The sequence below is a fragment of the Leeuwenhoekiella nanhaiensis genome, from assembly GCF_002744755.1.
GTDB classification, from domain to species: domain Bacteria; phylum Bacteroidota; class Bacteroidia; order Flavobacteriales; family Flavobacteriaceae; genus Leeuwenhoekiella; species Leeuwenhoekiella nanhaiensis.
The window spans coordinates 170,725-184,865 of the sequence record NZ_KZ319288.1; the positions used below are offsets into that span (position 1 = coordinate 170,725).

Here is a 14,141-nt window from a genome sequence, read left to right on the forward strand (position 1 = left end):
CGAAGTTACGAAACAAAAGCCCATTAATAAAGCTTTAACGCGTCGTATTACCCAGAGCTTTTCCTGAATTTGTGTACTTTTGAGGCGTGATAAAACTTGCAATCATCGGTACCGGGAATGTCGCCTTTCATCTGGCGCAGGCTTTTCATCTGGCCGAAAAGGTTCATTTGGAAGCGGTTGCAGGTCGAAGCCGGGAATCACTGGAGGCTTTTAAGGAGTTTGCACCTGTTTTTACCCATTCAGACAAAATTCCCGAGGTTGATGTGCTTGTTCTTGCTGTAAGTGACACTGCTATAAAGACGGTTTCCGCGAAGCTGAAGGATAATGATGCGCTCATCGTACACACTTCCGGAAGCACTTCAGTTGACGCATTAAGCGATCACAAACGTTATGGAGTTTTTTACCCATTACAAACTTTTTCAAAATCAAGTAATCTGAATTACAGTAATATACCCTTCTGTATTGAAGCAAAACTTGAATCTGATTTTCAACTGCTTGAAGATCTGGCTTCAGCATTAATGGCCAAATCCTTCCAGGTTTATTCAGACCAAAGAGCGGCCTTACATCTTGCGGCCGTGTTTGCCAATAATTTTGGAAATCATATTTTAACCGAAGCCCGGCAGATTTGCGAAGAGCGCGACGTTTCTTTTGAATTGTTGAAACCTTTGATGCAGGAAACCATTCGCAAGGCTTTTGATATAGGTCCGCAAGCAGCACAAACCGGTCCGGCCAAACGCAGAGACACCAGTACTATTGAAAAGCAATTGAATGCCTTGCATTCTGATCAACAAAAAGAATTATACACCAGCCTAACCAAGGCTATACTTGCACATTATGAGCGATAGAAGCTATAAAGAATACCTCAATCAGATTACCACCTTTATTTTTGATGTGGATGGCGTGATGACAGACGGCTCTCTAATTATTGATTCGCAGGGCGAAATGCTGCGTACTATGAACGTTAAAGACGGTTATGCCCTAAAAACAGCAATAAACAAAGGTTTTAATATGTGCATCATCAGTGGCGGTACTAATGAAGGGGTACGTAGTCGCCTGGAAGCACTGGGGGTTAGCGATATTCATTTGGGCGCACACGCCAAAATTGAATTTTTCAAGGATTACCTGGCTAAGAACAACATTAAGGCTGAAAATGTCTTGTATATGGGCGACGACATTCCAGATTACCCCGTGATGCAGCAAGTAGGCCTTCCCTGCTGTCCTCAGGATGCGGTAAAAGAAATTAAGGAAGTTGCTAAATACGTTTCGCACAAAAAAGGTGGTAAAGGCTGTGTGCGTGATGTGATTGAGCAAGTACTTAAAGTACAGGGTAAATGGATGCAGGATTTTGATGCTGCTTTAAAGAAATAACACTAGCTATTTACAGGATTTCAAAAGTGAGCAGGTTTATAAACGTACGGTAAAAACTGATGAGCATAACAATGCAAAATGTTCCTAAGACAGCGTAAACCAATGAAATCCACCATTTTTTAGAATAAAAGGTTCGTATTGAAAGCAAATAATAAAATACCGCTACCAAATAAATAGGCACGAGATAATACCAGCGATTAGGCATTAAAATCCTCGTAGCAATTAAATACCATAAGGTCATAACCAGAAGCAAAGCCGAAAAATAATGCGTTGCAAAAACCAAATGCTTTCCAAATGGCATTTTTCGATTAAACAACAAGCTTACAAGAGCTATAAAAGGTATTAGCAAAATAAGCAACGACTTAGATAAATCGGTAGACAGTTTATCATACCTAACCTTTACTTCCTCCAGGCTCCACTGATTCGCTTCCATCACATCATTTGCTAAATCCATCACCTGAATTCCCAAAAAATCCACATTTGTATTGAAAAACCAGACTGACGGAGATCTGAAAATGTCTGTTTCAGAGAGGAAAATAAAAAAGAATACGTTGCAAAGCAGAAATACCTGAAAAGGTTTTAAGTAGGGAGCACGAACTCCTGAAATAAATTTTAAGGAAAGTCGTCCAGGATTTAGCAGCAAAACCCGAAACGTCTTTAGAAATTTTGAATCCAGATTGGTAAATGCTTCAAATGCCTGACCCAGTAAACTTTTTAAACCATAATCTGATTCCGAAACCTTTTTCTGCCCACAAGTTGAACAATAGTTTTCGGTAAATACTGAACCGCAATTTAAACACGTATGGGTTTCAGACATAAGATTTAATCCAGATAATCTACCCGCAAGGGATTCAGGTAAATATAAAATACAGGAGCAAAAGTCAGTGCTTTAACAGGTCCGGCAACTTCGGTATAAGGAGCAATACACAAAAGCCTGTCGTTTTCAAAATCGGTTTTTAAGACTGTGGGACCAAAAAGATTGCGATCTCCCAGAATTTTAGGCCCGCAAGATTCCCAGGGTCCGTCAATAGATTTTGATTTATAGACATTGATTCCCTTGCCAACCTCAGACTCGGGCTGACTTTCATCTACCCGATTACACACCGAAATAAGCAGGTAATAGGTTTGTGAATTCGTATCAAAAACCACTTTAGGACATTCGAGTTGTGTAAAGGTTTCCTGATCTGGCATAGCAACAGCAGGCATTAACTCGTCAAGTTCATACGAATCTCCGGTTTTTTTGAGTCGGGCGCGGGCTACTGCGCCTCGCAAAGCGCTTACTTTTGCAGCCCACAACAAACTTACCGTTTCATCTTCGTGCACAAACACAAAAGGATCTCTCCAGGCCAGAATAGGGCCTCCCTCCTCGCCTTCGTCATTACCCAGCTCTTCTTCCCGACCTAAATAGTAGCCTTTATCAAGAATTCTTTTACGGTCTGTTACAGGTGAAGAAATTTTGGTCTTTACCTCCGAATCTAATTGAAAACCGTCAGAAGAAACGACCAATCCAATATTTTGAATAAACGGATGTTTAGCATCGGTTTTATCGAGAGCCGTAAATGCAGCCAGCTTTCTTCCGTCAGGTAGTAATTCAACACCTCCACTCCAAACCGTATAAGAATCGGATACATTTCGCCAATCTTTCGGACTTAAAAAGCAACCTTCATCTTTCCAGGTTTTGCCTGTATCTGTTGACGAAAAATGGCGAATGTGAAAAGGATACTCATTACGACCGCTGCTTTCGAGGGGCATCCCATCGGCTTTAGCCCGGGATAAAGCCAAGCAATACAAATGAAAAGTTCCATCTTCAAAATAAGACCAGGAGTCCCACAGATACAACTGCGGATGAACAATTCCATTTCTAAATACTTCAGGAAACGGCGGAGGAATCAGATACGAATTGGCGTGCATACAAATGATTTTACAGTTCTAAAATACCAATTTCTATGGCAATACCACATTTTTAAAGGACAGTATTCCCTAAAAATAAAAGAGCCGCAACCCAAGTTGCAGCTCTTTATAATAAATTTAAATTTTCAGGCTATAAATAACGCTCCTGAATGATATTGGCGTGATGCAAATCGTGACCACAAATGATAAAGCCCGCTGCTCGTGCCGAAAGACCACTACCGCTTGCCATTCCTTTAGTAGTTAAAGCTTCTTCGCTCAAACTTTTAAAGAGGCTGATGCTTGATTTGCGAATGGCTGTATATTCCTCAAGCATATCGGTCAAATCTCTGGAATTTGCCTTTGATGGCAAAACGTAGTCATCCTGCTCAAAACCGGGAAACGGCGTCTGATCCCCACGACCGATGCACAATGCCCGGTAGGCGAAAATACGTTCGGTATCCATCACGTGCTGCAGAATCTCGAGAATAGTCCATTTACCGGAAGCATAGGCGTACTGCCATTTTTCCTGCGGAATTGCCTTGTAAAAAGACAGACTTTTCTTGAGACCGTTTTCTAAAGCCTCTATAAGACTTACATCTTTCTGTAAAAGTTCGATGTAATTCTTATAGTAGGCATTATACTCATTGTGATCCAGATCTTCTCGCGTCATAGCTTATGCTGAGTTTCTACTGGCGTTGATATTACCAAATAACGAACGGGTCACCATTTTCTCAAACATTTCCAGTTTTTTCTGATCGGGATTTTCCTCGCGTTGCATTTCCTGAATCTTTTTCAAGGCAAATTGCTGAATGGTTAGCAGAGGAAGCACGATACGTTCACGCTCCTGAATAGATGCTTTACCTGCCGGTTCTTCCTGCATCAATTCGTCGTAACCGGTAAGCTTCAGCAAAATGCGTTTGGTACGCTCAAACTCTTCGTGAATCAAGTCCCAGAAAGCTCCAAACTCAGGATCATCCTGCATATAAGCTGTCAGACCAAAGAAGGATTTAGTCAAACTCATCATACTGTTCTCTAAGAGAGTTCTAAAGAATAAACTATTGTCGTATAAGGATTTAACCTTATCGAATTCACCTCTTTGTTCAAAGGCTTCAATCGCAGTGCCTACCCCATAAAAACCGGGTACGTTCTGCTTAAGTTGAGACCACGAGCCTACAAAAGGAATCGCTCTGAGGTCTGAAAAATTGAGTTTATCACCACCACCACGCTTACTTGGGCGGCTACCAATATTGGTTTTAGCATAAAACTTCAACGTACTCATACGCTCTAAATAACCTAAAAATTTAGGGTGCGCCTTAAAGTCGGAATAGGTTTTATAGCTGATTTCGGCTAATTCTTCCATGGTCTTGCGATCAGCATCTGGGAAGGCTTTTTTCTTAGGATGGAACACCCCGTTTACGATACCCGAACTCAACAATTGCTCCAGGTTGTACTGGCAGGAATCGGTTGTACCAAAATTGGAACTTATGGTTTGCCCCTGAACGGTTAACTGGATTTCTTCATCTTCAATTGTTTCGCCTAAAGAAGCGTAAAACTGGTGGGTTTTACCTCCTCCACGAGCCGGTGGTCCTCCACGACCGTCAAAAAAGATCACTTTAATACCAAATTCTCTTGAAACTTTAGTCAGTTCTTCTTTCGCCTTAAAAATACTCCAGTTAGCCATTAAGTATCCACCGTCTTTAGTACCATCACTAAAGCCAAGCATAATGGTTTGTTTCATTCCGCGTTCTTTAAGATGCGCGGCATAAACCGGATTTGTGTACAGCTTACGCATCACCTCCCCTGCAATTTTCAAATCGGGTACGGTTTCAAAAAGCGGTACAATATCAACTGTAGGATTATCCCAACCGGTGAGATGGAACATCGAAAATGCCTGCATCACGTTAAGCCCGGTCTGGTTATTACTGATGATGTAGCGGTTGCAACCACGCTCCCCGTTGTATTTCTGAATATCACGCATCGCGTAGATACTCTCCAGCGTTTTGCGAGCGATGTCATCTTCCAAAGTTGCAGGATCTACTTTTCCGTGCACTTTTGCTAAAATTTCAATCTGCTCAGCTTCGTCGAGCTCGAGGTAATATTCAGGGAAAATACCCAGATTGTCTTTTTGGCTTTGCTTGACAATTTCTTCCATCACGTGCATGTGAACGCGACTATCCTGGCGTATGTCTAAAACAGCAAAGTGATACCCGAACATGCGTATCTTGTTTAGAAGATCATCTATATCTTCAACGAATAAACCTTCGTGACGCTCCATTACCAAGTTGCGGATTCGCAGCAAGGTAGACTGTAGCTCTTCAAGTGAAATTTTAAGCTGATCGCCTTCCAGAAAAATGCTGTCATATAAACGACGCTCCAGATCTGCAAGTGGCGCTTCGGTACCCACAAAAGTGATACGACGACGCAGGTTACGTATGTCGCGGTAATAATTTTTGATTATGGTATTGCGCAAACGCGAAGCAACTTTCAGGGTAATTTCGGTAGTTACGAAAGGATTCCCGTCGCGGTCACCACCCGGCCAGAAACCAAGGTCGATTACGTGATTATCAAGACTATCTCCTTTGTAAATATTTTGCTGCAGATAATTGTAGATATAACTGGCAGATTTGTAAAATACATTTTCCAAATACCAGATCAAACTTACGGCTTCATCATAAGGTGTAGGCTTCTCTTTCTTGTAAAATGGCGTTTTACCCAGCTGAGAAAGTAGTTTTTTGATCATTTCGAGATCATTATCGTTGATCGCTTTACTCAGGTCATTAATAATCCCCAAAACTGCACCCGGATAAAACTGAGTTGGGTGCGCAGTAAGAACCGGACGTATTCTAAAATCCTCCAGATAAGCTTTCAGCTCCCCTGTTTTGGATTGCGCTTCTGCCTCCTCTTTAATGTTACGAAGAGTACCTCTACCGTCCATATTGTTCACAATACGATAGGCAGAGTCTTCAATGGCATCAAAAAGCACAACCTGACGCTCTATGTACTGTATAAATCTAAACAGCAAATCATAGCGCTCAGATTCACTCACATCACGCTGATACTTTTCAAAAAAGTAGCTTACAATTTTCTCAGGATTGTACTTCTTATCGTAACCACGAATGCAAATACGGTCAAAAAGAGGTAAAAGCACCCCGGTATCGGTAATCCCATTAAAAGGCAAAGTCATAAAAAGGCTGTTATACACCTGAAATTTTGACTTTACAAGGTTGTTAAAACGTTCCAGTTTGGGTTGTCTTGACATAAAATTAGTTGGTATTTAGAATAAAAAACCCTTTAACAAAGCTGCCAAAGGGTTCCTATTATTTAACAATAAGTTCTTTGGTCTTCTTTATAAATCTTGAAAAATACTGTGCATTAAACGCTTTTTATCGTTTATGCTCTCATCAAGGGAAATCATAGTCTCTGTACGATACACACCTTCTATATCATCAAGCATAAAGATAATGTTCTTAGCATGTTCAGTATTCTTAGCACGCACTTTACAGAAAATATTGAATTTACCTGTGGTAACGTGAGCTACTGTAACATAAGGAATTTGGTTAATACGCTCCAAAACAAATGTAGTCTGACTTGTTTTGTTGATATAGATACCTACATAGGCTATAAAGGAATAGCCCAGTTTAGCATAGTCAAGTGTCAACGAGGACCCTACGATAATGCCGGCTTCTTCCATTTTCTTAACGCGTACGTGAACTGTACCTGCAGAAATAAGCAATTTTTTTGCGATATCGGTAAATGGTGTGCGTGTGTTTTCGATCAACATATCCAAGATTTGGTGATCAACCTCGTCTAATTTGAATTTTGCCATTATTAGTTAATTTAATTATATATAAATCAAAAATAACACAAAATCACTGAATAATTCACAATAAATCTTAGGATTTTAGCGAAAACGTTGTAGACAAAGCCCCTTTCACTTGTAATTCTTCAAGAATTACGCCTTCTTTTAACTCAAAATCAGACGAAAATGCAACCTGCGCACCTTTACAATCGTATTCTTTATGCCCAAAAAAGTCCTTTAAATCAGATACTTGTGCAATTTTTGGAACAAATTGAATCCTCGAATTCCTGAGCTGCTCTTCATATTGAATTGCCAAATCAAAATGTCCTTTATTGGGATGATTTAGATTGCGAAAAATAACATCATAAAAGCACTTTTTATTCTCAGGAATCGAAAAATAAGGCTTGTAATTGATATTTTCTTCCCAATCCTGCAATGCAACCGATTCCAAAACGCCTAAAAGTGATAAAAACATAAAAGCTCTGGTTTTTTCCCGATCGTAATCTTCGTGAAAATGCCCTGCTTCAAAAAGTATTGTGGGGATATTAAGTTGTTGTAACGTGTCGCCCACGCAGTTCAGGTTAAAACCATCATCATAACGGCCTATTTGTCCAGGAATAAACTCCTCAAGCATTTGTGCGAGTCTGGCAATCACAGCCATTCCTTTTTTGCGGGACTGAGTCACAGTGCGCAGTTCGTCCTGTGATGGCGATAAAAATGAAACCGTGGCACTCTTCGCAGGATCTCCAACACCAAAAATAGTGCGCTGCCCGTGTAAATTGAGACAGAGGTCAGGTTTAAATTTGCTGTATAGCGTGTGTAATATTCGGCTTTCGGGCTGAGACCGGTCCTGAGCGTCTCTATTCAGATCAATTTGGTTGGCATTACTACGCGTATAGACCTCTGCACCATCAGGATTAAGCATAGGAACAACTTTAAGCGTAAGTCCGTTCTGCAATTGCTTTACCACTTCATCTTCCTTGTTTTGATCTAGCCAGTTAAAAAGATCGAATAGGGCTTTTGTGGTGGTACTTTCATTTCCGTGCATTTGAGACCAGGCCAAAACTTTGGTCAGACCATTCCCCCAGGAAACCGCTTCTATAGATCTTTTCTTTACAGATTTACCCAGGTGCTCAACCCTGAAGTCATCTGGTAAATTTTTGATTAGAGGAGTTATTGCTGAATGATTGATGTATCTGCCAAAAAGTGCAGGTTCTTTATGTGACTGATGCCAGTCTTTTAATGCCGAATAATCCATACTTTGTATTGAGTTACAAATGTAAACAATGCAGTTTTTACAAATGTAAACAGGGAGCAAGTAATTTTCTGTTTCTTATTGTAAACACGTGTTTTCTATTGTAAAACAGGCTTTCGGAAATATTCCTTTAAACTAATTACACATAATTAGTACATTAAAATACAATGTTTTATATGCATTCATATAAATAAAAGGTTTATTACTTTTCACACTTGTTTACAAATGTAAAAACATATTTTCAATTGAAATAGTTACATTTGTAACACTTAAAACTTAAGTAGGTGTTACAATGGTAAACAGTGAGAAATTTGCAGACCGACTCCAAAAAATCATGGATGAGTACGATTTAAATGCTACTTCTTTTGCTGATGCTATTGATGTGGGACGCTCTTCTATCTCGCATATAATCTCGGGAAGAAATAAGCCCAGCTTAGAATTTGTGATGAAAATTATTGAGGCTTTTCCGGAAGTTGAGTTATACTGGCTTCTCAACGGAAAAGGCAGCTTCCCTAAAAAGACTGCAGCCCAAACCGGGCCTGCCCCTGTTAAACAGAATTACGAACTGGATTTTGAAAGCGCTGCTGCAGAAACGCCTAAAGTGACCAACACTAACCCAGAGCAGCCGAAAACTTCAACTACTGAAGGTTCGGTAATAGAACGCATTGTCATCTTTTATAAAGATGGAACCTTTAAAAGCTTTTTGCCTTAAGCCTATCAAAACTGTAAATAGTAGTAATTTTGCAGCACTATGCGTCAATACCTCTATTTTGTTCTTCTAAGTTTCCTGTTCATTTCGTGCTATAATACAGAGCGCGATTGTAAGTCTTTTCAAACGGGTAAGTTTGAATTTGAAACCTATTTAAATGGCGAACTCGTAAAAACCACGTTTGTACGTAACGATACTCTGGAAATTGATTTTTTTGAAGGGAAAGCTGACAGCTCGAGTATACGCTGGATCAATGATTGCGAGTATATTGCAAACAAGCTCAACCCAAACAGTATGATGGAGCGTAAAGCGCTGCATTTTAAAATCCTGAGCACTTCTGAGGATTCCTATACTTTTGAATATGGGATTGTAGGCGAGACCAAAAAGCAAAAAGGCTCGGTAAAAAAAGTATCTGAATAAAGGGCGTCTTCAATAAAAAGCAGCCCTTTTGTTGTACTTTATTCAATATCAGTATATTTAGTACTTTAAAGAGGCTTTTATGTTCCGGAGCAAACCGATACGCTTTTACTTCTGTTTATACATAATTCTAATTCAATTTTTTTCAGGGATAAATCTGTGGGCACAGCAAAAAGTGCCGGCTGCAGAGCCCGCGGCTTATCTCATTCAGAACAAATTCACGCAGTACGATTCTGTTCAAAAATACCTTCGGGCATTTTCGAGAGATTCGTTAGCGCTCCAGGCATTTATCAAAAACGCTCAAGAGGCTGACTATCGTTATGGTGAGGCTTCAGCAGAAAATACCCTGGGTATTTTATACCGGGATATTTCAAAATACAGGGAGGCACTTTTTCATCACGATAATGCTTTAGAAATAGCCCGCCAGCTTGATGATATAGAGCTTGAAGTTTCCGCACTTAATATGACCGGTGTCGTCTATCGCCGTATTGATGCCGTACGATCTGCGCTTGATAAACACAATGCCGCTTTAGAGCTTGCCGAAAGTCAGCTGAATCCTTCAAACAACCTGCTCAAGGGGATTGCTATTTCTTTAAACAGCATAGGGAATATTTACCTCCTTCTCCGCGATTATGGTATGGCCGAAAGCTATTTCAAACGTGCCATCATTAGAGAACAGGAATTAGGAAGTGACCTGGGGTTGGCGATCAATTTTGCCAATTTGGGTATTGCATACGAGGAGCGCGAGCAATACGAAGAAGCCCTAGTAAACTACCGCAGGTCTCTGGATTACAACAATAAAATAAACAGTGATCTGGGACGTGTTATTTGTAACAACAGTATTGCTCAGGTTTATTTAAAGCAAAACAAACCCCGGGAAGCTCTTGAACTTATTGAGAAATCGATGGATAAGGTAAATCAGATAGGAGATCAGTTTTATATAGCTCTGGCTAACATCAACCTGGGGTGGGCTCACAGTAAGCTTCAAAATTATATGGAAGCCGAAAACTATTTGCAGGAAGGTATGCAACTGTCAAAGGAGAAAAACTTTAAGCAGTTTCTAAGTATGGCCTATATGCATTTGTCGCAGCTGAATGAAGCACAGTCCAGCTATAAAAAGGCACTTGAATACCAGCGATTGTCACAGGATGTACAGGCTGAATATTTGAATGAAGCCAATCATAAATATGTGTCTGACCTCAATCTCAAATACGACAGCGAGCAAAAGCGAAATACGATCAGTCTCCTGGAACAAAAAAACAAACTGGCCGAGGTAAAACTTAATCAGGCAAAAAAAAACAATATTTTTATAATCGTTTTATTTTCTCTGATTCTTCTGCTTTTATTTTTTGGATACCGCCAGTACCGCCTCAAAAACCAGAGAGAACAGCTCAAGGCTGAACAAAAATTGATGCGATCTCAGATGAATCCGCATTTTATTTTTAATGCCCTTCTCTCTATACGCATCTATTTGCAGAACCATAATGTGGAGGAAGCCATAAATTATCTGGGGCAGTTTGCGCAACTCATACGGTCTATTTTGTCCAGTTCGCTGGCCAAAGAAAATACGCTTCAGGAAGAGCTTGAAACGATGCAGCTGTATATCAATATTGAAAACATCAGGTTTTGTAATGAAATTGAAACCCAGCTCGATATTGATGATTCACTAAATCTCGATCAGGTTAAAATCCCTGCTCTTATCTTACAACCCTTTGTAGAAAATGCGCTTTGGCATGGATTGCAGGCTAAAGAAGGTCTTAAAAAACTTAAGATCGAGGTCCATAAAACGAATGAAAAATTTGTAAACATTACCATTACCGATAATGGTATAGGTCGAGCAAGAACTATGAACTTGCCGAAAGATAAACGTAACACTCAAAAAAAATCTATAGGAATTGATCTTACTTTGGAGCGCTTACAGGCCTTTTCAAAGAATTTAGACCATAATTACAGGTTGGAGATCATTGATTTGTATGACGCGAATCAGCAAGCCACCGGGACTCAGGTTCGTTTAGATTTACCTTTAAGTTAAATGGCTGTGCGTGTAGGTGGCTTTTTAAACTTTTCTTTTAAAATGGCGATCAATCTACCTTTATCAATAGGCTTAGTCAGGTAATTATCCATACCGCTTTCCAATCCTTCAGCGATGGAAAGAGAAGTTGTATCAGCCGAAAGTCCCAGAACAACTACATCAGATTGTTCTTCCTTAATTTTACGCGTAGCTTCAAAACCGTCCATTTCGGGCATATGCACGTCCATAAAAATAAGATCGAAGGTTTTGGAATTGCATTTATTTACAGCTTCTAGACCATTTTTAGCGCTTTCAGAACTCAGGCCAAGCCTTTTTAGTAATTCGGTAAGAATGATGACATTAAGTTTATTATCATCTACGATTAACACCTCTAAAGGAGGTAAATCTTCTACAAGCTTGCTATTGAGTTTAATTTCTTCTTTCTTGTGTAAATCATTAAAATCCAGATGAATTATAAATTCTGAACCTTTACCTTCATCGCTTTCAACTTCAATATTTCCTCCCATAAGGTTTACCAGCCTTGCCGCTATAGCCAGACCTAGCCCGCCACCCGCATGTTTCTTACGTATACCGGCATCAAGCTGGGTAAAACGATCAAAAATAGTACTCAACTTATCTTTGGGGATACCTATCCCGGTGTCTTTTATACTGATCGTGGTAAATAGCTTTTTGTCCTCTTCCTGCTCTTTATAACAAAGACTAATACTTCCGCTTTGCGTGAATTTTATGGCGTTCAAGAGAATGTTACCCACGATCTGCTCAAACTTGCTGCGGTCTCCATTTATAAAATTCTTGGATTTGGTTTGAATATCCACGTGAAATTCAAGGCCTTTTTCTTCAATTCGTTTTCGATGAAAGGAAGTGATATTTGCAATGACAGATACCGGGGAAAACTCTACACTATATACTTCTGCAGCTCCGGATTCCAGCTTATCCATCCGCAGGAGATCGTTGATAAGCCCCAAAAGTTTTTTAGAATTATCCCGTAAAAGAGCTTTGTATCTGGGATCTTCCGTTTTTTCAGGATCACTTTCCATAAGATCTGCAATACCCACAATGGCGTTAAGCGGTGTGCGTATCTCGTGACTCATATTAGAAAGGAAAGTAGCTTTTGCCTGAGCGGCAGTTTGGGCGATTTCGGTTTGCTGCTGCAGCTCCTGATTGAGAATAAGCAGATTCTTATTGGCCTGAAGCGCTATTTTAGTAGCGTGACGTGCTTTACTATTAAAAAACTGAAGCAGTCCTATTGCTAAAGCTAAAAAGATTCCGCAAATTAAGGCATAATCGGCAATTCGTGAAGATTGCACCACGATGTCAGGATCTGCGAAGGTAAGTTCAAAATTCCAGGATTCATCAAGATCAGCATCGAGTACCAGATTGCTTTCAAAGATATACTGCTCTTCTTTTTGAGCAAGATCGTAATTGTTGTAATCGTAAAAGCGGGTTCCCTCTTCATCCTCTATTTTAATGGCATAATCATTAAGATATGAACTCAGCCTGTTGAATTCTTCCTTAAAATTCATTCCACCGGTGATGGTACCCTGAAAGCTCCCGTTGTAATAAACCGGTACATCTATGAGAAACGAAAAGCCTCCCTGAGTGAGACTCGTCCAATGCGTTATATTGACATCATCAGCTTCAGCGGTTCGCTGCCAGTCCCCGTAACGCCAATCTAATTTCTTAATATCAAGACCCTGTACGGTTCTATTTTCCTCGAATGGTACCACTTCTTCAATTATACCATCGCGATTTATAAACTCGACAAACTCTAATGAAGCGTTTTGTTCAAGCAAACGGCCAGCATCTTCCTTCCAATATTCGAAATACAAACCTTCAGTTTCCTCTATGCGCTCGGTAATATCCCTTAGTGCTGCAACGTTTTTCTCTACCGTTCGCTTAAAATCCTGCGCAGCCAGACTGCCGCTAAGTTGAATCTGATCAGAAAGTCTTTGGGGTAGCTGCTTTTGGAAATAACTGTAAAGCGTAAGACAGATTAAGAGAGGTACAAGGAAGAAAACACCCGCAATCCAGTACGATTTCATTGATAGTTTGGGTGTAGTCATAAAAGTTACTCCAGAGGTTGGTACTGCTAAAATATTGAATTTTAACGCATTTTAGCAAGCTGTTGCGCCATTTATCGATTAAATGCGCAATTCCAAGAAAAATCCAAGTAAAAATGAACTCTTTTACACGTTTCAGAACGTGATTTGAATGAAAAAGAGCTTTAGTTCTGCCTTTTTTCTCTGAGTAATTGATTTTGCTCTTCGAGCAATTCATTCATACGTGCCATTAGTTGAATGTCTTTTGGCGTTTCAACCTCGGGATTCTTTTCATCTTCACTCTTATCTTTCAGGGAATTCATCAATTTCACTACAATAAACACGACGATTGAAATAATAAAGAAATCAATAAAAACACTTATAAGCTCACCATAACCTATTGCTACTGCCTCAACGGAACTGCCGTCTGCCTTGGTGTAGGCCTCTCGTAAAAGAATTTGCTTATTCTCAAAATTAACGCCGTCAGTGAGCATGGTTAACGGAGGCATCATAACCTGCTTAACCAGTACGTCAATCACCTTTTGAAATGCCGCACCAATAATCACCCCAATGGCGATGTCGACCATATTGCCTTTTACGGCAAACTTTTTAAATTCCTGAATTAATCCCAT

General features: G+C 40.0%; 13 protein-coding genes. 5 read left to right on the top strand and 8 right to left on the bottom strand.

What is annotated here, in order from left to right:
• The first annotated feature begins 86 nt into the window (after positions 1–86).
• Both CJ305_RS04440 and CJ305_RS04445 read left to right on the top strand, forming a co-directional pair.
• Positions 87–845, top strand: a complete 759-nt coding sequence (locus CJ305_RS04440; RefSeq protein ID WP_099645047.1) for a Rossmann-like and DUF2520 domain-containing protein — start codon at positions 87–89, stop codon at positions 843–845.
• Positions 835–1,368 (top strand): KdsC family phosphatase, encoded by a 534-nt coding sequence (locus CJ305_RS04445; protein WP_099645048.1) that lies wholly within the window; start codon positions 835–837, stop codon positions 1,366–1,368. Before CJ305_RS04440 ends, CJ305_RS04445 begins: the two co-directional genes overlap by 11 nt.
• 10 nt (positions 1,369–1,378) lie before the next feature.
• On the opposite strand, the gene CJ305_RS04450 is transcribed toward CJ305_RS04445, so the two are convergent.
• The 6 genes from CJ305_RS04450 to CJ305_RS04475 form a co-directional block, all read right to left on the bottom strand.
• Entirely contained in the window at positions 1,379–2,185 is an 807-nt protein-coding gene (locus tag CJ305_RS04450; RefSeq protein WP_099645049.1) for a DUF3667 domain-containing protein, read from the bottom strand.
• Positions 2,186–2,190: 5 nt separating this feature from the next.
• Positions 2,191–3,279, bottom strand: a complete 1,089-nt coding sequence (locus tag CJ305_RS04455; protein WP_099645050.1) for a glycoside hydrolase family protein — start codon at positions 3,277–3,279, stop codon at positions 2,191–2,193.
• Positions 3,280–3,409: 130 nt separating this feature from the next.
• Positions 3,410–3,928, bottom strand: coding sequence for a DinB family protein (locus CJ305_RS04460; RefSeq protein ID WP_099645051.1), 519 nt, complete (start codon positions 3,926–3,928; stop codon positions 3,410–3,412).
• A 3-nt stretch (positions 3,929–3,931) separates the two neighbouring features.
• Positions 3,932–6,517, bottom strand: coding sequence for a phosphoenolpyruvate carboxylase (locus CJ305_RS04465; RefSeq protein ID WP_099645052.1), 2,586 nt, complete (start codon positions 6,515–6,517; stop codon positions 3,932–3,934).
• An 87-nt stretch (positions 6,518–6,604) separates the two neighbouring features.
• Positions 6,605–7,084 (bottom strand): Lrp/AsnC family transcriptional regulator, encoded by a 480-nt coding sequence (locus CJ305_RS04470; RefSeq protein WP_009780242.1) that lies wholly within the window; start codon positions 7,082–7,084, stop codon positions 6,605–6,607.
• Positions 7,085–7,151: 67 nt separating this feature from the next.
• Positions 7,152–8,315 (bottom strand): M14 family zinc carboxypeptidase, encoded by a 1,164-nt coding sequence (locus CJ305_RS04475; RefSeq protein WP_099645053.1) that lies wholly within the window; start codon positions 8,313–8,315, stop codon positions 7,152–7,154.
• Positions 8,316–8,604: 289 nt separating this feature from the next.
• Between CJ305_RS04475 and CJ305_RS04480 the strand changes: the two genes are divergently transcribed.
• The 3 genes from CJ305_RS04480 to CJ305_RS04490 all read left to right on the top strand — a co-directional run bounded on the left by CJ305_RS04480 (position 8,605) and on the right by CJ305_RS04490 (position 11,470).
• Positions 8,605–9,024: a helix-turn-helix domain-containing protein gene (locus CJ305_RS04480; protein ID WP_099645054.1), complete on the top strand. Its 420-nt coding sequence runs from the start codon at positions 8,605–8,607 to the stop codon at positions 9,022–9,024.
• A 39-nt stretch (positions 9,025–9,063) separates the two neighbouring features.
• Positions 9,064–9,441: a DNA topoisomerase IV gene (locus CJ305_RS04485; protein WP_099645055.1), complete on the top strand. Its 378-nt coding sequence runs from the start codon at positions 9,064–9,066 to the stop codon at positions 9,439–9,441.
• A 172-nt stretch (positions 9,442–9,613) separates the two neighbouring features.
• Complete coding sequence (locus tag CJ305_RS04490) at positions 9,614–11,470, top strand: tetratricopeptide repeat protein (protein WP_189319384.1); 1,857 nt, start codon at positions 9,614–9,616, stop codon at positions 11,468–11,470.
• Here the strand turns inward: CJ305_RS04490 and CJ305_RS04495 are convergent.
• Together CJ305_RS04495 and mscL are read right to left on the bottom strand one after the other, a co-directional pair.
• Positions 11,467–13,533 carry a hybrid sensor histidine kinase/response regulator gene (locus CJ305_RS04495; RefSeq protein ID WP_099645057.1) on the bottom strand — a complete coding sequence of 689 codons (2,067 nt, stop codon included), beginning with the start codon at positions 13,531–13,533 and terminating at the stop codon, positions 11,467–11,469. The two genes, CJ305_RS04490 and CJ305_RS04495, sit on opposite strands and share 4 nt — an antisense overlap.
• 161 nt (positions 13,534–13,694) lie before the next feature.
• On the bottom strand, positions 13,695–14,141 hold the full coding sequence (mscL, locus tag CJ305_RS04500; protein WP_099645058.1) for a large conductance mechanosensitive channel protein MscL: 447 nt from the start codon (positions 14,139–14,141) through the stop codon (positions 13,695–13,697).